The 21,471-nt window shown below is 42.0% G+C and carries 17 protein-coding genes; 13 read left to right on the top strand and 4 right to left on the bottom strand.

The genetic code is table 11. From position 1 onward, the window contains the following. Nucleotides 1-77 precede the first annotated feature (77 nt). Nucleotides 78-3,368, bottom strand: a complete 3,291-nt coding sequence (locus tag ACMVDV_RS02055; protein ID WP_416157018.1) for a TonB-dependent receptor — start codon at nt 3,366-3,368, stop codon at nt 78-80. 485 nt (nt 3,369-3,853) lie between these two features. On the opposite strand from ACMVDV_RS02055, the gene ACMVDV_RS02050 reads away from it, so the two are divergent. Genes ACMVDV_RS02050 through ACMVDV_RS02040 form a run of 3 tightly spaced genes read left to right on the top strand, consistent with a single transcriptional unit; the run spans nt 3,854 to nt 6,998 of the window. Next, nucleotides 3,854-4,426 (top strand): RNA polymerase sigma factor, encoded by a 573-nt coding sequence (locus ACMVDV_RS02050; RefSeq protein WP_304184764.1) that lies wholly within the window; start codon nt 3,854-3,856, stop codon nt 4,424-4,426. Then, entirely contained in the window at nt 4,419-5,528 is a 1,110-nt protein-coding gene (locus ACMVDV_RS02045; RefSeq protein WP_392343850.1) for a FecR family protein, read from the top strand. Before ACMVDV_RS02050 ends, ACMVDV_RS02045 begins: the two co-directional genes overlap by 8 nt. Nucleotides 5,529-5,558: 30 nt before the next feature. Then, on the top strand, nt 5,559-6,998 hold the full coding sequence (locus ACMVDV_RS02040) for a sugar porter family MFS transporter (protein ID WP_416157017.1): 1,440 nt from the start codon (nt 5,559-5,561) through the stop codon (nt 6,996-6,998). A gap of 44 nt (nt 6,999-7,042) precedes the next feature. Here ACMVDV_RS02040 and ACMVDV_RS02035 read toward each other — a convergent pair whose 3' ends face one another. The 3 genes from ACMVDV_RS02035 to ACMVDV_RS02025 form a co-directional block, all read right to left on the bottom strand. Further along, entirely contained in the window at nt 7,043-7,519 is a 477-nt protein-coding gene (locus ACMVDV_RS02035; protein ID WP_416157016.1) for an FKBP-type peptidyl-prolyl cis-trans isomerase, read from the bottom strand. Nucleotides 7,520-7,521: 2 nt separating this feature from the next. Then, nucleotides 7,522-9,930: a Lon protease family protein gene (locus ACMVDV_RS02030; protein WP_304184768.1), complete on the bottom strand. Its 2,409-nt coding sequence runs from the start codon at nt 9,928-9,930 to the stop codon at nt 7,522-7,524. Nucleotides 9,931-10,011: 81 nt separating this feature from the next. Further along, nucleotides 10,012-10,470 carry a zinc ribbon-containing protein gene (locus ACMVDV_RS02025; RefSeq protein WP_304184769.1) on the bottom strand — a complete coding sequence of 153 codons (459 nt, stop codon included), beginning with the start codon at nt 10,468-10,470 and terminating at the stop codon, nt 10,012-10,014. 175 nt (nt 10,471-10,645) lie between these two features. On the opposite strand from ACMVDV_RS02025, the gene leuS reads away from it, so the two are divergent. The 10 genes from leuS (at nt 10,646) to ACMVDV_RS01975 (ending at nt 21,322) form a co-directional block, all read left to right on the top strand. Further along, entirely contained in the window at nt 10,646-13,234 is a 2,589-nt protein-coding gene (gene leuS / locus ACMVDV_RS02020; RefSeq protein ID WP_416157015.1) for a leucine--tRNA ligase, read from the top strand. A 2-nt stretch (nt 13,235-13,236) separates the two neighbouring features. Further along, on the top strand, nt 13,237-13,731 hold the full coding sequence (gene lptE / locus ACMVDV_RS02015; protein ID WP_416157014.1) for an LPS assembly lipoprotein LptE: 495 nt from the start codon (nt 13,237-13,239) through the stop codon (nt 13,729-13,731). Next, nucleotides 13,731-14,768, top strand: coding sequence for a DNA polymerase III subunit delta (gene holA / locus ACMVDV_RS02010; RefSeq protein WP_416157013.1), 1,038 nt, complete (start codon nt 13,731-13,733; stop codon nt 14,766-14,768). Before lptE ends, holA begins: the two co-directional genes overlap by 1 nt. Before the next feature lie 16 nt (nt 14,769-14,784). Next, nucleotides 14,785-15,420, top strand: a complete 636-nt coding sequence (nadD, locus tag ACMVDV_RS02005) for a nicotinate-nucleotide adenylyltransferase (RefSeq protein ID WP_416159039.1) — start codon at nt 14,785-14,787, stop codon at nt 15,418-15,420. Nucleotides 15,421-15,473: 53 nt separating this feature from the next. After that, a complete protein-coding gene (rsfS, locus tag ACMVDV_RS02000; RefSeq protein ID WP_064667527.1) occupies nt 15,474-15,791 on the top strand; it encodes a ribosome silencing factor in 318 nt (105 codons plus the stop codon). 36 nt (nt 15,792-15,827) lie between these two features. Further along, on the top strand, nt 15,828-16,298 hold the full coding sequence (gene rlmH, locus ACMVDV_RS01995; protein WP_304184774.1) for a 23S rRNA (pseudouridine(1915)-N(3))-methyltransferase RlmH: 471 nt from the start codon (nt 15,828-15,830) through the stop codon (nt 16,296-16,298). 9 nt (nt 16,299-16,307) lie between these two features. Then, on the top strand, nt 16,308-18,188 hold the full coding sequence (gene mrdA / locus ACMVDV_RS01990) for a penicillin-binding protein 2 (protein ID WP_416157012.1): 1,881 nt from the start codon (nt 16,308-16,310) through the stop codon (nt 18,186-18,188). Further along, entirely contained in the window at nt 18,188-19,291 is a 1,104-nt protein-coding gene (rodA, locus tag ACMVDV_RS01985) for a rod shape-determining protein RodA (protein WP_304184776.1), read from the top strand. The genes mrdA and rodA overlap by 1 nt, the downstream gene beginning before the upstream one ends. Then, complete coding sequence (locus ACMVDV_RS01980) at nt 19,291-20,070, top strand: septal ring lytic transglycosylase RlpA family protein (RefSeq protein WP_304184777.1); 780 nt, start codon at nt 19,291-19,293, stop codon at nt 20,068-20,070. Before rodA ends, ACMVDV_RS01980 begins: the two co-directional genes overlap by 1 nt. A 91-nt stretch (nt 20,071-20,161) precedes the next feature. Then, nucleotides 20,162-21,322, top strand: coding sequence for a serine hydrolase (locus tag ACMVDV_RS01975; RefSeq protein ID WP_416159038.1), 1,161 nt, complete (start codon nt 20,162-20,164; stop codon nt 21,320-21,322). Nucleotides 21,323-21,471: the final 149 nt, after the last annotated feature.

The following is a 21,471-nucleotide window of genomic DNA, read 5'->3' as shown; positions in this document are numbered from 1 at the left end:
TTAATACTCGCGTGGATTGCAATTAAAAGTGACTTTTAATCAATACATAAAAGTCACTTTATTTAGCAGATTAATGCTTAGAAGTTACCACGAATACCGAACATGAAACGGCGACCGCTGTCTTCAATTTGTAGCATGTGATTAGCAAAACGACCTCGTTTGTGAACATACTCTTGGGTTAGATTAATACCTTCAATGAAAACTGTGACCTGTTCGGTTAGATCATAACTAATGTTCGCATCAAGCTGTGCATAATCTTCGACAATAGTTACACCATCACCATTAAGTTGACTTAACGATTGCACAAAGCTGTCTCGCCAGTTGTAAGCTAAGCGAGCTTGAAAGGCATCATTTTCATAAAAACCGACCACATTGTATGAATCACTTAAGCCTGTAAGAGCAAACACTTGAGTAATATCTGCTGCGTCTAACTCTTTGTTACTATCTACAATAGTGGCATTAACCATAAAACCAAAGCCACTGTCGAAGGTATGCTGTAGAGCGACTTCCCAGCCATCAACAATGGCTGATTCACTGTTATTTGGTATGGTATTGGTAAACACCGCGGTGGTGTCTGCTGAGTCTGGGCTATCAACATCATTGCCTGTGGAAGGATCAGTAAGTAGACCGCCACCAGGCAGTGCAAAGGTTAAGTCTTCAGTGGTATTGATAATGAAATTAGCAACATTTTTTCTAAAATAACCTGCCGATACATAACTCGCATTACCGTAGTACCATTCCAGAGATAAATCTAAGTTATCAGAAGTAAAAGGCGCTAACGCTGGATTACCAGAGCTGGATGTTAAATTGCCGCCTTGCCGCGTTGTTTCTATCACTGTGACCGGTGACATACTATCGAGCGTCGGCCGAGTGATTGTTTGTGATACCGCAGCACGGGCAATTAAGTCATCATTGATTTCGAGCTTAAGACTAAAATTAGGTAAAATCGCTTCATAGTCAGCATTAGCTGAAATAGATTGAACACTGCCATAATTAGCTAACATTTCTGTTTTATCTAAAATTGACAATGAGTTAACTGGTTCATCGCTGCCGTTTACTTCAACATCAGTCGTTTCATACCTAAACCCAGCTGAGGCAAACAAAGGCATACCCGCAAGCTCTGATTCAAAATCAAATTCGCTATACAAAGCAATTGTGTCTTCGGTTATTTCAAATGACTTATTACGCTTTACTGCATCAAAGCTAATTGGCTGCCCATTTGCTGCGGCATATTGCTCTAAATAAGCAAAGTTTGCTTCACCATCATGGGCAAGCCAAGATGTCGGCATACGACCACTGCCACTGACGTTATCTAAAAAGTCATCGCCAGCATCAAATACAAACTGTGCAAATCCGTCCATACTAGGCATATCTGGATAACCACAGAAAGTACAATGGATACCCACCCCTTCATTATCCCAACGTTCAAGACTTTTAGTTTCGGATGAATACATTGCACCAAATTTTACGGCTACAAGACCCGTATAACCATCGTTGTACCAGGTACTATCCCAACGAAATTGATCAACGGTATCTTCGACCGCCCAGCCACGACGCAACATAACATGAGCTCGGCTATTTGCCGGATCTAAATGATTTGAGACCCCATCAGGGCTAACTGCCGGATTATATGCGCTGCCATCTAGCTCCTGTTGACCACTGTAAATACTGCCATCTGCAGAGGCAAACTCACTGGCATAAGGTAAAATACCTTCATCAACTTGAAAGCGCACACGGTTTGCATAACCAATCAAAGATAACTGATCACCGCGGCCATTATTTGCTTCCCGCTCAGCCTTTGAATGACTTAAATCAAAATTCATTTTTAAATTATCGTTTACGTGCCATTGTAAATTAACTCCAAGCGCACTGGAGTTTGTTAAGCGGTCGAATTTTTTGGCGTGCATATCCGTTGCCAACCCGACTTCTTGATAAAGATCAATCACAGTGCCATTTTCGTCAACAGTTGGTCCACCAGCATCACCAAACCCTGCTAAATTGGGTGCAGTAAACCAGTGTCCATAGGACGTGGTATCAGCTTCTACATCAAAATCAGAATAAAGTGCGTCTGCAGTGATCACTAAGTCATCTGACGGGGCATATTGAATAACTAAATTAGCATTGGTGCGAGTACGCGTCTCGGTGGTTACTTTATGATCGTAATTACGGGGAGAAAATATATTGCCGGTATAGGCTTGTCCGCTTTGTGTTTGCGGCTTAGGCACGCCAACATTTTCTAACCAACCATCTACTTGTGCTTGATTTAAGCGGGTTTTACGTTCTTGACGTGACAAAGCGAATAACAAGCCTAAGGTGTCGTCATTAAATGTGTTACTAATTAATCCTGATATTTCTGGCGTTGTTTCTTCACTATTGTCGTCATAAATACCTTTTATGCTACCGGCTACTTTAAAGCCATTAATAGCAAATGGACGAGCGGTATTTACATTGATTGTTGAGCCTATACCGCCTGACTGCTTTGTTGCGGTTGATGTTTTAAATACATCTAAACTCTTAACCAGCTCCGACGCGATAGTATCAAAACTAAATGCTCGGCTTTGGTTTTCAGATGCCATTTGGCGGCCATTTACCAGCACGGTATTAAATTGCGGGCCGAATCCCCGTACCGTAATTAATTGCCCTTCGCCACCGGAACGGTCAATCGAAACACCGGTGATACGTTGCAATGATTCCGCCAAGTTAGTATCGGGGAATTTACCAATATCTTCTGCTGAAATAGAATCGACGACTCCACCCGCTTCGCGTTTGGCATCCATTGCGCGTCCAAGTGATCCTCTTATCCCTCTTACTTCAATTATTTCAGGTCCTTGCTCTGCGGTATCGGCTACTGTAGGCAGTGCAACGCTACTAAGCACTGCGAGTACGGCACTCGCCACCCCGTTTTTTTTATAATTAGTCATGTTGTCATTTCTCTCGAAGCTTGAGTCTATCGAAATAGATATTTGCCCATCTTCGCTGACCTGTGATAGTAAGCCTGTGCCTGCGAGTAAACTATTTAATGCAGTTATTATTGAATACTCACCAGTAATATTATTCGTCTGTAACTTTTGAATTTTATCCAACGGAAACAATAAGGTAATATCAGCTTGCTCGGCAAAGTTAATCAGCGAAAGATCAGCCCTTTGTCTTGGAATATCAAACATAATCTTGTCATTTTTAGTACTTGCTTGAGCCTCGGTATTAAACAAAGTAAAAACCAAAACCAGTACATAAGAATGCAGCTGAGATGTTTGATATTTCATGTGTATAGTTTTTCGCCATACACAAAACAAAGACGAGTGACTTTTTATTTTCCCCCATAAATATTTTCGATTATTTACAAATAATATATATTTTTGACTAGTCATACTGAAAATTGCTAAGCCTTTTTGTTTTTATTGTTACTAAAATACAGCGGCGAATTATTCAATTTTGAATAATTTTACGCTTGCAAAGTAATTGCTATTTTTATCCGCTAAAGCCATTTCTAAAATTGCTGCAGATCGTCAATTAGAACAAGTAATTATTCCGTGTAATGACCAAGTGCTTAGCGATGTAAATTGAGATAATTTGTCCGCTATTTTGTAACAATCTAACAGGTAACACACGGTGCAAAATCACTGCAAGCCTAGACCAGAACTCTTGATTGCTAAAAACTGTAGTACAATTAACACTGTAATTACAAGCTTTAAGCAAAGCGAGCATAGGCCGATAAAAGACTATGCATAACGTTATATTAAAAAAGTGCTGGTTAAATGAGTTTTGCCTAGGGGATTTTTTTATCTCAATCGTCTTACTAAGTATTGGCATAAAAATAAAAAACAGCAGAGCTAAACCTCATGAGAAAACGTTAATGACGACACACACACTACTTCATAAGGCCTATTTAGTCTCAATAAAAAGCATTTCACGCATTGTGGCTAGAATTGTGCCACCTCATGAAATTGAAGATATTGTGCAAGAAACGTATGTGCGTATATGCAAAATTGAAAATAGCGATAATATTAATTCACCCAAATCATTTATCTATAAAACTGCGCGCAACTTAGCATTAGATTATCAAAAACAGGCCAATATACGTTTGGTCGATGGTATTGAAAATATGGAAGCGCTAGAGCAACTGCTGTGTGAACACCACAAAGATGAGATGTATGAGAGCACACTGACCGATAATGAATTTTCGAATTTTTGTGAAGCAGTCAGATTACTGCCGATACAGTGTCGAAAAGTATTTGTATTAAAAAAAGTGTATGGCTATTCACAGCGTGAAATAGCAGCACAATTGGAGCTTAGTGAAAGTACCGTGGAAAAGCATATTGCAACAGGCATGAAAAAATGTACGCTGTTTATGCGTCAATCAAATAAAAGCACCTATAATGAGCCAGCCCCTTCAGCAAACCTCAGTGCAGGAGGTAAATATGAGTAACGTTCATCCGATCCATCAATCTTCCCATGATAGTAATCAAATCGAAGATGAACGCTTAGACCAAGCGAGTGAGTGGCTAGCAAAACTTGATCGAAACCTTAGCGGCGCTGAAAAAAAAGCACTTCAAGCTTGGCTTGCAGAGTCTTACAAAAATGTTGAGGTGCTGCTAGAAGTTGCACAATTGTGGGATAAAATGAGTGAATTGAGTCGGTTATCTGACTTATTTCCACAAGCATCGAGACAACAAAAAAAGCTCCCTGTCTGGTTAGGCGCAATAGCAGCATCCATTTTATTGGCTGTTGCGCTTAGCTTTTTTCAAGAAACATTTAATTTTTCGCTGTTTAACCAAGTAAATAAATCTGCGGTAGTAGCAAAACAATTAAACTTTCAAACCGCGGTGGGAGAAAGCAAAGATATTATTTTGCCTGATCAAAGTAAAATCACACTCAATACAAATAGTTTTGTCCATATTAAATACACTCCATCGGCCCGAGTCATCAACCTTATTCGTGGTGAGATCCATATCGATGTCGCGCATGATACTTCACGGCCTTTGAGTGTCGTAACTGGCAATAAAATTATCCAAGCCGTTGGCACTGCGTTTAATGTAGAAGTAAACAACGAACAAATAGAACTTATTGTCACCGATGGAAAAGTATTAGTTGCTCAGCAGTATACCACCGCTGTACCTAACCTCTCAAATCATGGTACTTCAAGAGTCGCAAAAGATGCATCACTGCATTCCACGCCGGTAGCAAAAGGTGAGAAACTCAATTTAGACTTTAAAGGTAAAATCACCAAAAAGGTTGAAAAAATTGACGCGATTGATTTAGCAGCAAACTTATCGTGGCGTCAAGGGAGTATCATTTTCAGAGGAGAATCTCTTAGCGACGCAATGACCGAAATTAGCCGCTATACCAATATAAACTTTGAGCTTGCTGATGATCAGCGTTTACAGCAAGTACACGTTGCAGGGATGTTCAAAACTGGCGACGTTAAAGGTTTGCTCGAAGTGCTTAATAATAACTTTAATATTAGTTATGAAAGGGTCAGCTCTGATAAAATCATTTTAAAATACGCTTCGCCTCACACGACTATATAATTCGCAACAACAATAATCAGGTATATCACCATGACAACACCTTTATCGTCGGGCAATATTACTAGCCCGAATCACACTTTAGCAACCAGCAGCCATTCACTACTTTACGTTATATTCATCTCTGGCGTTGCAGCAATTGGTGGCTTTTTATTTGGCTTTGACTCCGGGGTTATCAACGGAACAGTGTCGGCGCTGGGGAAAACCTTTAACTCAAGCAGCGTTGCCACAGGATTTAATGTTGCATCAGTATTACTAGGTTGTGCGCTTGGTGCGCTTATTGCGGGGCCACTTGCTGATAAATTTGGTCGCCGTTCAATCATGATTTTCACCGCTGTAATATTTGCCATTAGCGCGTTTGGCTCAGGCATTGCAGACAGTTCCGCTGAGTTTATTTTTTATCGTCTATTTGGTGGCCTAGGTATCGGCGCAGCATCGGTGTTAGCGCCCGCTTACATCGCTGAAGTCGCACCTGCGGCTTTGCGTGGCCGGTTAGCAACGCTGCAACAATTAGCGATTGTACTTGGCTTATTTGCTGCTTTTTTAAGTAATTACCTGATCGCTTCGGCGGCCAACGGCGCGGAAGGTATTTTCATTCTTGAGTTGGCGGCTTGGCGCTGGATGTTTTGGGCTGAACTAGTACCGGCGGGATTATTCCTGTTGGGGGTATTATTTATACCTGAGTCGCCGCGTTATTTAGTGGCTCAAGGCCAATTAGAAAAAGCCAAAGCTGTATTTAGAAAAATATCCAATGAGGATGCTCAATCACAAATAAACGATGTTAAACAGTCACTGCATGGCGATAAAAAACCGAGTATTCGTGACTTATTTATTGATGGTAAAAAGAAAATACACCCAATCGTGTGGGTCGGTATCGCCTTGTCTGTTTTTCAGCAATTTGTGGGCATTAATGTGGTTTTTTATTACGGCTCTGAGCTGTGGCAAGCAGCGGGTTTTGATGAATCACAATCTTTATTTATCAATGTATTAGCGGGTACTACCAATATTTTATCTACATTTATAGCAATTGCGCTTATCGATAAAGTCGGCAGGAAACCATTATTACTGGTCGGCAGCATTGGGATGTTTATTAGCTTAAGCGCATTAACTTATACCTTTGGTAGTGCAGGCCTTGATGAGGCGGGTAAACTTGCATTAACTGAAACTATGGGCACATTCGCACTTATCATGGCGAATCTCTTTGTGGTATTTTTTGGCTTAAGTTGGGGACCTGTTGTGTGGGTACTATTAGGCGAAATGTTCAATAACCGTATCCGAGGGGCTGCTTTAGCGGTTGCAGCAAGTGCACAATGGCTTGCCAACTTTACCATTACTATGACCTTCCCGATTATGCTCGGTAGTATTGGATTAGCGGGTGCCTATGGATTTTATGCTCTATCGGCCTTTATTAGCGTATTTTTTATTGTTAAATATATAAAAGAAACACGCGGTATCAAGCTAGAAGCCATGTAAACGGTGTTTAAAATGGCGAATGTATTTATTTCGCCATTTTTTTGCTAAGACTCTACTTTAAGCAATTCAACTTCAAATATAAGTAAAGAGGCTGGAGGAATACTGCCAACACGTTTTTCACCGTAAGCTAATTGGTGAGGGATATAAAAGGTGTATTTATCCCCTTCACTCATCAGTTGCAAGCCTTCAGTCCAGCCTTTTATTACCTGATTTAAACCAAAACTGATTGGGCTATTACGCTCAACTGAACTGTCAAATACACTGCCATCTAGCAAAGTACCGTGATAATGTACATTCACCATGCTAGTTGGGCTTGGTTTTGTCTCACTACCACTGCTACTAACAACTTTATATTGCAGACCTGAGGCGGTCTCAATAACCCCTTCAACCTTGCTATTTGCCACTAAAAAGTCGGCTTCTATTTGCGCGTTAGCGAGTGCTTGTTGCTTTACTTTTTTGCTATTTTGAAAAATAAAAAAGCATAAAATGGCGATGATCACCGCCAAAATAATATTAATCATAGTTACTCTTTCTCGTGTTCTTTTTCGTCGTTATCGCCATTAACGATATCAGCAATTTCACTTAAACGGGCTAAGGCAATGCCGTTAACTGAGTTTTCAGGATATTGCCCGTCGCTCAGCTCGCCTGCTGCAATATCCATCAGTAAATTAAGCGCTTGGTCAACGGTTTCAACTGCATAGATATGGAATTTACCCAGCTCTACCGCATTAAGAATTTCATCATCAAGTACTAAGTTTACTTGATTCGATTTAGGAATTATCACTCCTTGCGCAGACGTTAGACCACGCATTTTGCAAAGCTTAAAAAAGCCTTCAATTTTCTCGTTCACACCGCCAATGGCTTGTACGTCACCATGTTGGTTAATTGAGCCGGTCAATGCAATTGACTGGCTGATAGGCAAGCTTGTAATAGCAGAGATCAGTGCGCACAACTCAGCTAATGACGCACTGTCGCCATCAATGTAGCCATAACTTTGTTCAATGGCGATATTAGCACTGAGGGTTAAACTAAATTGCTGCGCATATTTATTACCTAAATAACCGGTCAGTAGCATGACACCTTTGGAGTGAATAGCTTTCCCCAGCTCAGCTTCACGCTCAACGTCAATAACCCCATCCGCCCCAGCGTAAACCGTTGCCGTAATGCGTGCCGGCGTACCAAAAGAAGTATCGCCAATGTGCAGTACCGTTAAACCATTTACTTTACCTACCGCATGACCTTCGGTGGCGATTAAAGTGTGCCCTTCTTTGATATCGCTGAGCATGTTTTCGCTAATTTGCCCAGTGCGATATTGCTTGCCTTCAATCGCTTCATCAATATGATGGGCATCAATTAAAGTTAAGTTATCTTGCTTGGTATAAAAGCTGGCTTCTGCCACCAGCTCTAAGACATCGGCAAAGCGGGCTGATAATTTATTATGGTGCTCTGCTTGGCGGTAACTAAATTTCAGTAATCGTGCCATCGCTGATTCAGTTAAACTACACTTTAGCGTCTGCTCACAGTACTCAATCACTTTGGTGATAAATTGATACTGTAATTTATCACTGCTTGGCAAGTAATAATCAAAATCGGCGAGCACTCTAAACAGCTCAGCAAATTCTTCGTCGTACTCGCCAATGGTGTAATACAACTCACGGGAGCCGAGTAAAATAATTTTTACATCAAGCGGAATTAACTGCGGGCGCAAGGTAAAACTGCTGCCAACGGCGCTGTCTTGATACGGTAAATCATTTTTAATTTGATGAGTTTTCAGTGATAGCTTGAGACCATCCCACACTTGTGGATTAGCCATCACTTTTTCGGCATCCATGATCAAGTAACCGCCGTTAGCGCGGTGCAGTGCCCCGGGCTGAATCGAGCGGTAACTGGTGATCAACGAGCCTTGCGATGTCGCATATTCAATTTTGCCAAAAATATTACCAAAGGTCGGATTTGGCTCATACACCACAGGTGCGGCGTCACCTTCTTTAAATTCAACCAAAATATTAGGTGCAAAAAAGTCGGTAAGCATGCCTTTACGGTCAAAATCTTCTTTGTTTTCGTCGCTTACATCTTCGTCATCGAGCCACTCAAGTACCGCATCAATAATTTCCACGCGGATGTCTTTTAAATAGCGTAATACGCCGATATGCGCAGCATATTTATGTTCAAGATCTTTTAGTAATGGTTTAGTGGCCAGCTCTGCGGTGGATTTTTTTAAATTACGGAGCTTTTCAGATGATTCACGTTTCCAACGTGGCAACTCAATCAGTGCCTCAATGAGTGCATCTTCGAGTTTTTCAATGACTTCATAAAATTGTTCGCGTAACTCATCATCAAGCTCAGCAAATTCAGCATCGCTGAGTTGTTTGCCATCAATCAGCGGGGCAAACCCAACCACGCTTTTTTCTTCAATTAGGGCAACGCTTTGTTCAAGTGCGGCTATTTCAACTTCGGTAATTGCACTATCGTAGGCGTCGTTAAATTCACGATCGATTTTTTTCTTTTTCCGTTGATAGGCTGGGTTATCAAACGCTGCCGGAAAGGTATCCAGCACTTCGTCAATAAATGAATCAATATCATCTGCCAATTGTTTACTTTGCCCAGCTTGCATAAACAACGCGATAGGCTCACGGTGATCATCATAATTATTAACGTATAACCATTCGTTTGGCGTTGGTCGGCCTTTGCTGTGCGCTTCAAGTTTGTCTTTTACTAAGGTAAATCGGCCATGCGCAGCCTCCCCCATTACATACACATTGTAACCAGGTAATTCCATTCCTAACGAGAAATCAAGCGCACTTTGCGCCCGTTGTTGACCAATGAAAGTCAAGGTTTCAGGGTATGGATTATTCATGCACGTTTGTACATGATTAAGTGAAATTGTCGGCGCAAGGGCCGACACAGATAAAGGCAGCAGTTTCTTCGTCATTCTAACTTCTTTTTATACCAACATATTCGTTGATTTTTTAAGGTGGCATCAGTGCAGTAAAAGGCACTGATCACTAACTATTTAAGGTTGTAGTGCCTTGCGGCTAAAGTAGATACCATCACATTGCGAACACGCTGTAATTTGCGTAGCGTGGTAAATATCATAACTATACTGACAATTCTTACATACTAATGTGCCCATGGCTATCCATTCGCCTTGGTGATATACCCCATTGTGCTTAAAATCTTGATCTAATGCGTGCCACTCCAGCTGAGTTTTGTCTTCGATATGTGAAAGTTCAAACCATAAAGACTCTTTAAGCTCTTGCCATGCAAGGGAACCATAGTGTTGATCGTGCTCTTGAATATGATCAATATCGCGCTTTAAATATTCGCGGTATAAAGTTAGTTTTTCTTGCCCTAAATCTTTTAGCGCTTGTTCAGATTCAATAAACTTATCCATTGCATCTTTTAACTCATGATCTTTGACATCTTTTAACCATGCGCTCAAATCTGTTAACCACGTCTTATAATCAGCCATTGTTTACTCCTTCAGAACTGTGTTTAGCGAACCTATACCTTACACAAGTATAGGTTAACCTGCTCTGAAAACTAATTTCATATAAAATCCACTGATTTGACGCTGTGATTAGTGCTTTTTTTGGGGTATCCTAACGGCAATTTTTTATTAGTTTGCAAGAAGTCTGGAATCGTAGATGCAAGAGCAATATAACCCACAAGACATAGAGTCAAAAGTCCAAGCCTACTGGGAAGAAAACCAAGTATTTAAAGCCACTGAAGATGAGAGTAAAGAAAAGTATTATTGCCTTTCTATGTTCCCTTACCCAAGCGGCCGACTCCACATGGGTCATGTGCGTAACTACACGATTGGTGATGTTGTTTCTCGTTTCCAACGCTTGCAAGGCAAAAACGTAATGCAACCTATGGGTTGGGATGCGTTTGGTCTACCGGCTGAAAATGCGGCAATTAAAAATAAAACTGCGCCAGCAAAATGGACCTACGAGAACATCGATTACATGCGTACCCAACTTAAGCAATTAGGTTTTGGTTATGACTGGGATCGTGAAATCGCCACCTGTCACCCAGAATATTACAAATGGGAGCAATGGTTTTTCACTAAGCTTTATGAAAAAGGCCTAGTGTACAAAAAAATGTCAACGGTAAACTGGGATCCAGTAGACCAAACAGTACTGGCTAACGAGCAAGTTATTGATGGTCGCGGTTGGCGCTCTGGTGCAGTAGTTGAGCAAAAAGAAATTCCACAGTGGTTTATTAAAATTACTGACTACGCGCAAGAACTACTAGACGATTTAGACAAGTTAGAAGATTGGCCAGAGCAAGTTAAAACCATGCAGCGCAACTGGATTGGCCGCTCTGAAGGGCTAGATATCGAGTTTAAACGCACCGATAACAACGAAACATTCAGCGTTTATACCACTCGTCCTGATACCTTCATGGGTGTGACCTACCTTGCTGTTGCAGGCGCGCATCCAATTGCACAAGAAGCCGCTAAAAATAGCGACGCTGTGGCACGCTTTGTTGAAGAATGTAAAAACACCAAAGTGGCCGAAGCAGACATGGCAACGATGGAGAAAAAAGGCATCGCAACGGGCTTTTTTGCAACTCACCCACTCACCGGTGAGCAAGTACCAATTTGGGTTGCTAACTTTGTATTGATGCATTATGGCTCAGGCGCGGTTATGGCAGTGCCTGCTCATGACCAACGTGACTATGAATTTGCCACCGCTTACGGTTTAGATATCAAACAAGTGATTGCACCAGCTGCAGGCTCAGAACTTGAAGTTAACTTAAAAGAGCAAGCGTTTACCGAAAAAGGCGTATTAGTTAATTCTGGTGAGTTTGATGGCCTTGACTTCGACGCTGCCTTTAACGCAGTTGCAGATAAGCTTGAAGCACTTGGCGTGGGTGAGCGTAAAGTAAACTTCCGCCTACGTGACTGGGGTGTAAGCCGCCAACGTTATTGGGGTTCACCAATCCCAATGTTAAGCGACGAAAACGGTAACGAACTTGCAGCGACTGAAGATATGCTACCAGTGCGCTTACCAGAAGACGTAGTAATGAACGGTGTAACCTCACCAATTAAAGCCGACCCACAGTGGGCTAAAACCACTGTAAACGGTGCTCCTGCGTTTCATGAAACAGACACCTTTGACACCTTTATGGAGTCATCTTGGTATTACGCGCGTTACTGTAGCCCGCGCCATGACGAAGGCATGCTAGATCCAGCAGCAGCAAACTACTGGTTACCAGTAAACCAGTACATAGGTGGTATTGAGCACGCAATTTTACACTTATTGTATTCGCGTTTTTTCCATAAATTATTACGTGACTTTGGCTTAGTAAACTCAGATGAGCCATTTGATCGCTTACTATGTCAAGGCATGGTGCTTGCTGAAACCTTCTATCGTAAAGATGAAAAAGGCGGCGATATTTGGATCTCCCCTAGTGATGTAAATACTGAAACCGACGACAAAGGCCGCGTAACGAAAGCATGGCATAAAGTTGACGGCGAGCCAGTATTCTCATCGGGCATGAGCAAAATGTCAAAGTCGAAAAATAACGGTATCGACCCACAACAAGTCATTGCGCAATACGGCGCTGATACGGTACGTTTATTTATGATGTTTACCGCACCGCCAGAGCAAACGCTTGAATGGTCTGACTCAGGGGTAGAAGGCGCGCATCGTTTCATTAAACGTATTTGGAAATACGCAGTCGATGTAGACATGGTTGGTTTTCAAGCGCTTGATAAATCAGCCTTGAACAATGAGCAAAAAGTGCTCCGTCGTGAGCTGCACAAAGCGATTGCAAAAGTGACTGATGATGTTGCACGTCGTCAAACATTTAATACGGCTATTGCGGCAATCATGGAAATCTCTAACAAATTGTTAAAAGCACCACTGGCTGACAAACAAGATGTAGCGATTGCTAACGAAGCACTTGAAGCATTACTCATTATGCTTGCCCCAATCACCCCGCATTTGTCACATCAATTATGGCAAGAACTGGGTAAAGAAGGCGATATTCTAGATGCGTCTTGGCCTGTGGTTGATGAGTCAGCGCTTGTTGAAGATGAAAAACTAATCATCGTACAAGTTAACGGCAAACTACGCGCAAAATTAACCGTGCCAGCCGATGCCAGCAAAGAGCAAGTTGAGCTACTTGCCTTTGCTGAAGCAAATGTTACTAAGTTCACCGATGGCGTTACTATCCGCAAGGTTATTTACGTACCAGGTAAACTACTTAACGTGGTTGCTAACTAATTATGGCTGCTATTCATGCCATTAAAAACGGACTAGCCTTAGTGCTAGTCTGTTTTTTGTTATCAAGCTGTGGCTTTCATCTTAAAAAAGCATCAAGCCTACCGGATGATTTAACCACCCTGACATTAAGCGGCGATGATGAGAACTCAGCGTTATTCGCGATGCTTGAAAAAGAACTGACGTTGAGCAAAGTTGAGTTACTCAGCGCGCCTAAGAAAAACGTAGCGCAACTGTATTTATTTAAAGATCGGTTAGAGCGTCAAACATTGTCATTATTTAAAAATGGCCAAGTTGCTGAGTACGAGCTGGCTTACAGTGTCCGTTACTTACTCAAACGCCCGGGTAAAGATGCGATTGAGCAAAATTTTGAGCTGTATCGTAATTACCAAGACGACCCTGATAACGCACTTGCCAAAGCGAAAGAGTTAGAGCTATTGCTTAATGAAATTCGTATGCAAGCCAGTCGTCGTATCACTCGAGAGCTGTCGCAACTGTAATGCGCTGTTATGCGAATCAATTACCCAATGAATTAAAAAAAGGCTTACAGCCTTTTTATTTAGTGTTTGGTGAAGAACCCTTTCAAGTTGCGCAATGCGCCCAGCAAATTCGTCAAGCGGCTAAACAGCAAGGCTTTGATGAAGTCGTTAAATTTACTTTAATGCCAGGCTTTGATTGGCAAGAACTGCTAGCGCAATATCAGAGTATGTCATTATTCAGTGCGCGTACTTTAATAGAGCTGGATCTTAATTTCCAAAAGCCTGGGATTGCTGGTAGTCAAACATTCAAGCAATTACTGGATCTAAATAATCCTGATACCGTATTGATCGTCAAAGGCGCCAAAGCGAGCCAAGATATTCAACGCAGTGCTTGGTTCAAGTCTCTGGATAAACTCGGCATTTTTGTGCCCTGCTACCCACTCACTGGCAACCATTTAAGTCGCTGGTTAGACGAGCAATGCAAGCGTTTGCAGATAAATATGCCAAACGATGCGAAACGCACTTTAATAGATGCCACTGAAGGTAACTTATTAGCCTGCTTTCAAGAGCTCGAAAAACTGTCATTATTGCATGGCACTGCGCTGATCGATCAACAGCAGGTGTTGCAAGGCCTACTTAATCAAGCCAAGTTTGATATTTTTGATTTAAGTGATGCACTGCTACAAGGCAATAGTCATCAAGCAATTAAAGTATTAAATAAACTCGCTGGCGATAACACTGAAGCTGTGAGTATCTTATGGACCATCACGAAAGAGGCAAATACCTTACTCAGCCTGCAATTAGGCTTGCAACAAGGTGAACAGCTGGCAACGCTATTTAAACAAAAAGCCATCTGGAAAAACCAACAAGGGCCAATCCAGCAAGCACTTAAACGTTTATCAATTGCCACGCTTGAGCAAATCACTCAGCTTTTGGCGCAATTTGATGCCAGTTATAAGCAAGGTAATTTAGTCAAACCCTATCAAGCCTTGGCACATATTTGTTTAGTCTTTTGCCAACCATTGATGTTCCCTTTGCCTGCGCATCCGCTCAACTAATTATTAGGCGTTTATGATGATTGCATTGTTTGGTGGTACTTTCGACCCCGTACATTTAGGCCATATCAATATGGCAAAGCATTGTGTCGAGCATTTTAATTTAACAACCTTATACTTTATGCCCTGTGCAATCCCTGCCCACAAAGCAGCCCCAGGAGTCAGCACTCAGCACCGAGTTGCGATGCTTAATGCCGCTATCGCACCTTATCCCTATTTTCAGCTTGATTTGCGTGAGTTAAACCGCAGCGGCCCTTCTTATTCACTGCTAAGTTTGCAAGAACTGCGTGTGCAATACCCTCGACAGCCAATCTTGTTTTTAATCGGTATGGATTCATTTAATAACCTAGATAAGTGGTATGAGTGGCAAACGATTACCCAGCTATGCCATATTGTGGTATTTCAGCGTCCTGGTCTTAAGTGCAGTGCCCGTGGTGAATTAAAAGCCTATCAACAAGCAGCCGAATGTAGCGATAGCACAGAGCTTGCAGCACATGCTGGCGGCAAATTATACTTTTTAACTGGCGAAGAACTCGCCATTGCCTCTAGCGATATTCGTGATGCGATAAAAAAGGGTATAAATTACAATGAACTTCTTCCTACTGGCGTGAGTCAGTATATTCAATCACAGCAACTTTATCTAAGTGATGAATAAATACTGGTTGCGTGATAAAATAACAGCTATTCACTTTTAAATGAGATAACACCTTGGATACGAAACAACTACTTGCCTTTGCAATAGACAAAATTGACGATATGAAAGCACGTGATGTGGTTAATATTGATGTAACTGCAAGCTCAGACATCACCGACTTTATGGTGGTATGCTCTGGCACGTCAAAACGTCATGTATTATCAATTGCAGACCATTTAGCAAAAGAAGCTCGTCACGCAGGTCAAGAACCGCTTGGTTATGAAGGCCAAACAGATGGTGAATGGGCACTGGTTGATTTAGGCGATGTGATCGTACACGTAATGCAAGATCAAGCACGTAGCTATTACGACCTCGAAAAACTATGGAGCTAATTGCTCACTAATTTTATTAGAGCTTGGATGTAATACGTGAAAATACAGATGATTGCCGTTGGCACCAAGATGCCAGCGTGGGTAGAAACGGGTTTTGCTGAGTATCAGCGTCGCTTTCCAAAAGATATGGCGCTGGAGTTAATTGAAATTCCCGCAGGCAAACGTGGCAAAAATGCAGATATTAAACGTATTTTGCATATTGAAGGTGAAAAAACCTTAGCCGCTATCCCTAAAGGCAATCGTATTGTTACGCTTGAGGTAACAGGCAAAGCGCTTGATACTCACCAATTAGCAAAAGACATGCTAAAGTGGCAACTGGATGGCCGCGATGTCAGCTTGCTAATTGGCGGCCCTGAAGGTCTAGCACCAGAGTGTATTGCTGCCTCAGAGCAAAAATGGTCACTATCAAATTTGACCTTACCCCATCCATTGGTGCGTATTATTGTTGCAGAAAGTCTATATAGAGGCTGGAGCTTAAACACTAACCACCCGTATCATCGCGAGTAACCATTACTCATGCGAAAACACAGACCCACAATAAGAGATCACTCAGCAGAAGCGAACCTGTTTGCTCGTCGTGCTTTTGTGGGGTTTGTGTTTGTTACTATTTTAGTCGCGGTTTTACTGTCCAATTTATATACCATTCAAGTTGATGATCACCAAGATTATCAAACCCGCTCTAACGACAACCGCATTAAAGTGATCCCGATTGCCCCTAATCGCGGCCTTATTTACGATCGTAATGGCGTATTGCTCGCTGAAAATAAACCCGTTTATAACCTAGAGGTTATTCCTGAAGAAGTTGATGATCTTGATGCATCACTGTCTGCTTTGACGCAATACATTGATATTTCAGAGCAGCAAAAAAGCGACTTTATTGACGATATCAAGCACAATCGGCGCTTTAAAAGTCAAGTATTAAAAGCCCGTTTAACTGAACTAGAAGTGGCGCGTTTCTCGGTCAATCAGCATAAATTCCCAGGTTTTAGCATTGAAGCGCGTTTAGCACGCTATTACCCGTTCGCAGACACCCTAACCCACGCCTTAGGCTACGTTGCTAAACTCAATAAAAAAGAACTCGCAAAACTCGAATCACAAGAACAAGGCACTAACTATCGCGCCACCCATGATATTGGCAAACTGGGTATTGAAAAATACTATGAGCAGTTACTGCATGGCCAAGTTGGCTCACAACGGGTTGAAGTAAACAACCGTGGCCGTGTTATTCGCACCTTAAGTATGACGCCACCACAACCCGGCCACGATTTAGTGCTAACTTTAGATATCGGGCTGCAACAAATAGCCCAACATGCTTTTAAAGATATGCGTGGTGCAGTAGTTGTAATGGATGCTAAAGACGGTGGTGTATTAGCGTTATATTCAAATCCCAGCTACGACCCAAATTTATTTGTTCATGGCATTAGCAGCAAAAATTACAAAGCTTTATTAAACCCAGACCGACCTTTGATCAATCGCACCACGCAAGGGCGCTATGCACCCGCATCAACAGTCAAACCGCACATGGCGATTCTGGCACTAGAAGAAGGGTTAGTCACCGAACATACCACACTATGGGATCCGGGCTTTTTCCAAATCCCCAATGTTGATCACAAATGGCGTGACTGGAAGCGCTGGGGCCACGGCCATGTTGATGTTTACAAAGCCATTGAAGAATCGTGTGATACCTACTTTTATGATGCAGCCTATCGCTTAGGTATCACTAAAATTAGTGATTTTATGGCGCAATTTGGTTTTGGTGATTTAACTGGCATTGATATTCACGAAGAAACTACCGCCATTTTACCTTCAAAGGAATGGAAAGAAGCGCGCTTTAAAGAATCATGGTGGCGCGGTGATACAATTTCCGTTGGTATTGGCCAAGGTTACTGGACTGCCACACCGATGCAAATTGCCAATGCACTGAATATATTAGTCAATAAAGGGGTCAACCGCCCTCCGCACTTAGTTCAAGTTGCCAAGCAAGAAAATCAAGTGGTACAAATTAATAATGACGAAAAACCACCCGTGATCCTCAAAGATCCAAAGCATTGGCAAATAGCATTAGACGCGATGCATAATACCGTAAGTAAAGCAACGGGTACTGCCCATAAAGCATTTCGAGGCGTGAATTATGACCCCGCTGGTAAAACAGGCACCGCGCAATTAGTTAGCATTGCCCAAGGTGAGCGTTATGATGCGAAATCGCTAAAAGAGCGTCACCGCGACAACGCCATTTATGTCGGTTTTGCTCCTTATGATGATCCACAAATTGTCGTGTCTATCGTTGTAGAAAACACCGGTGGTGGTAGTACCGTAGGTGCACCAATCGCTCGTCAATTAATGGATTATTATTTCTCTGCTAATCCCGTTAATATCGCACGCAATGAGGAGCCGTAATGCAGCTAGATGATAAGCGCTCTATTTGGGATAAGTTACATTTAGATCTGCCATTATTACTGGCATTGTTAACCTTAATGGTTGCCAGTTTAGCCATTGTATACAGTGCCAGCGGCCAAGATAGCGCCATGATGATCCGCCATGCCACGCGTATGGCAGGGGCAATTATTGGCATGTTTGTGTTGGCACAGTTTTCACCGGCCACACTAAAGCGCTTAGTGTTCCCACTGTACTGTGTGGGTTTATTGATGCTGGTAGGCGTCTTAATCTTTGGCGTAAGTTCAAAAGGTGCTCAGCGTTGGCTTGATTTAGGTATTACCCGTTTTCAGCCATCAGAGTTAATGAAAATAGCCGTGCCGATGATGGTCGCTTGGTATATTGGCCGTAATAACTTACCGCCTAGAGCCCTGCATTTAGTGGTTGGTTTTGCTATTGTGATGATCCCAACCCTGCTTATTAAAGAGCAACCCGACTTAGGCACCTCAATATTGATTGCCAGCTCAGGTGTATTTGTATTGTTTTTATCTGGATTAAGTTGGCGGTTAATTGGTTTTTTGAGCGCTTTAGTTGCACTTGCAGCGTGGCCTTTTTGGCACTACGGAATGCATGACTATCAAAAGCAACGGGTGTTAACCTTATTTAATCCTGAAAGTGATCCGCTTGGCTCTGGTTACCATATTATTCAATCAAAAATTGCCATTGGCTCGGGTGGTATTGAAGGTAAAGGTTGGTTGCAAGGCACTCAATCGCAGTTAGAGTTTTTACCTGAGCGCCATACCGATTTTATCTTTTCAGTATTAAGCGAAGAGTTTGGCTTATTTGGCGTTTGCTTATTATTGTGCATGTATTTATTTATTGTTGGCCGTGGCTTATATATTGCGGTAAATGCGCAAGACGCTTTTGGTAAGCTATTAGCCGGCGCTCTTACCCTCACTTTTTTTGTTTATGTGTTCGTAAATATCGGCATGGTTTCAGGGCTACTGCCTGTTGTTGGTGTACCGCTACCGCTGATAAGTTATGGTGGCACTTCAATGGTTACGCTAATGGCTGGGTTTGGCATTATTATGTCTATCGCTACGGATAAAAGGATGTTACTAAAATAATGCAGTACTTAGTAAAATTAATCGCGCTCACTGTTTTAACACTATTGTTAGCCGCGTGTAGTAGTTCTGGTAGTAAAACTGATCACAGTAGCCGTTATAGTATGCGCCATGACGCAGCACCGCTACGCGTACCGACCGAATTAGAAATGCAAGATGCGGTTGTTGTGCCGGTTACCAAAAGTGCCAGCGCAGGACGTCCATATACGGTACTTGGCAAAAACTACATCCCAATGCTAGATGAAACAGGTTATACCGAAGAAGGCACTGCCTCTTGGTATGGCCGTAAATTCCATGGTTATCACACCTCTAATGGTGAGGTGTATGATATGTTTGCGATGACCGCAGCGCATAAAACATTACCTTTGCCTAGCTTTGTAAAAGTAACCAATACCAGTAATGGCAAGTCAGCCATTGTACGTGTCAACGACCGTGGCCCATTTCATGATGATCGTGTAATCGATTTATCTTACGCAGCTGCATATAAACTGGGCTACTATCATCATGGTACAGCCAAGGTTAAGCTTGAAGCGATTACCATGGCGGATTCGACTGTGCGTTTGAGTTATATCCAAGTCGCGGCAGGAAGTACCTTAAAAAATATTGAAGCGCTCGCGTACACCCTACGTCAGCAGTACCAGTTACCCACAAACATTGTGGAAAAAGATGCCATTTATCGGCTGCGTTTAGGGCCAATTAAAGACGCTGAACAAGCTCAGCAAGTACTTGAAAAATTAAAACTGAACCAATTTCAAAACGCGTTCTTGCTTTACAGTCAATAAGACTAATACCCAAACTACGCTCGCATCTCGGGGTAGTTTGGGTATAGAATAGGGTAACGCGAATCTTTAACTTTAACCATTAATGAGTATGATGAAATCTATTAAATACAAAATTCTCAACGGTGTGTGCGGCTTAGTATGCTCTGCTGCCATTTTCTCAGCTACCGCCCAAATCATCCCTGCCCCGCCTCAAGTTAATGCAAAAGGTTATTTTCTTGTTGATTTTACCACTGGCAAAGTGATCGCCGAAGGTGAGCCAGATACCAAAATAGCGCCTGCTAGTTTAACAAAAATGATGACCAGCTATGTGATTGGTACAGAAATCAAAGCGGGTAATATTGCGCCTACTGATATGGTAACGGTTAGCGAAAAAGCGTGGGCTAAAAACTTTCCTGAATCATCAAAAATGTTTATCGAAGTGGGTAAACAAATTAGTGTTGATGATTTGAACCACGGCATTATCATTCAATCTGGTAATGATGCGTGTGTTGCAATGGCTGAACATATCGCCGGCAGCGAAAGCGCTTTCGCAGACTTAATGAATGCCCACGCTGAAAAGTTAGGAATGAGCAATACTCATTTTATTAATAGCCACGGCCTAGATACCGATGAGCACTTCACAACACCACGTGATATGGCCATTTTAAGTGCCGCGTTAATTCGTGACGTGCCAAATGAATATGAAGTCTATGCACAAAAGTCATTTACTTTTAATGGTATTAAACAATACAACCGTAATTCATTATTATGGGATGAAAGCCTAAATGTTGACGGTATTAAAACCGGTCATACCTCTGAAGCGGGTTACAGCCTAGTAAGCTCAGCAACAAAAGACGACATGCGTTTAATTGCTGTTGTAATGGGCACTTCAAGTGAACGGGCCCGTAAAGTAGAAAGCAAAAAACTACTTAACTATGGTTTTCGTTTCTTTGAAACAATCACACCATACAATGCGGGCGACAGCTTTGCTGAACAACGTATTTGGATGGGTAATAAAGAAAACGTATCGCTAGGTATTTTAGAAGACACACCAATCACTATTCCACGTGGTCAGCGTAAAAATTTAAAAGCAGACTTCAAACTTGATAAAGTGTTAGAAGCACCACTCGCTAAAGGCTCTACTGTAGGCACTTTATCTTTACAGCTGGAAGGCGAAGTAATTGCGCAGTATCCACTGGTAACGCTTGAAGAAGTTGAAGAAGGTAGCTTCTTTAGTAAAATTTATGATTACCTACGTTTACAAATAATGTAATACCCAAACAACCTCAAGATCCGAGTTTCAGTTGGAATTAAAAGCGATTTAGGCAAGGCATTGATTGCAAATAATAGTGGTTCTATTGTTAAAATCAATAACGCAGTATAAATCGCTTTTAAACCAACCCGTTGGGCGTTTCACAGGCA

This window comes from Pseudoalteromonas sp. ASV78, assembly GCF_047806705.1.
GTDB classification, from domain to species: domain Bacteria; phylum Pseudomonadota; class Gammaproteobacteria; order Enterobacterales; family Alteromonadaceae; genus Pseudoalteromonas; species Pseudoalteromonas prydzensis_A.
The sequence above is the reverse complement of the archived record's forward strand: the minus strand, read 5'-3'. Positions and strand labels throughout refer to the sequence as shown.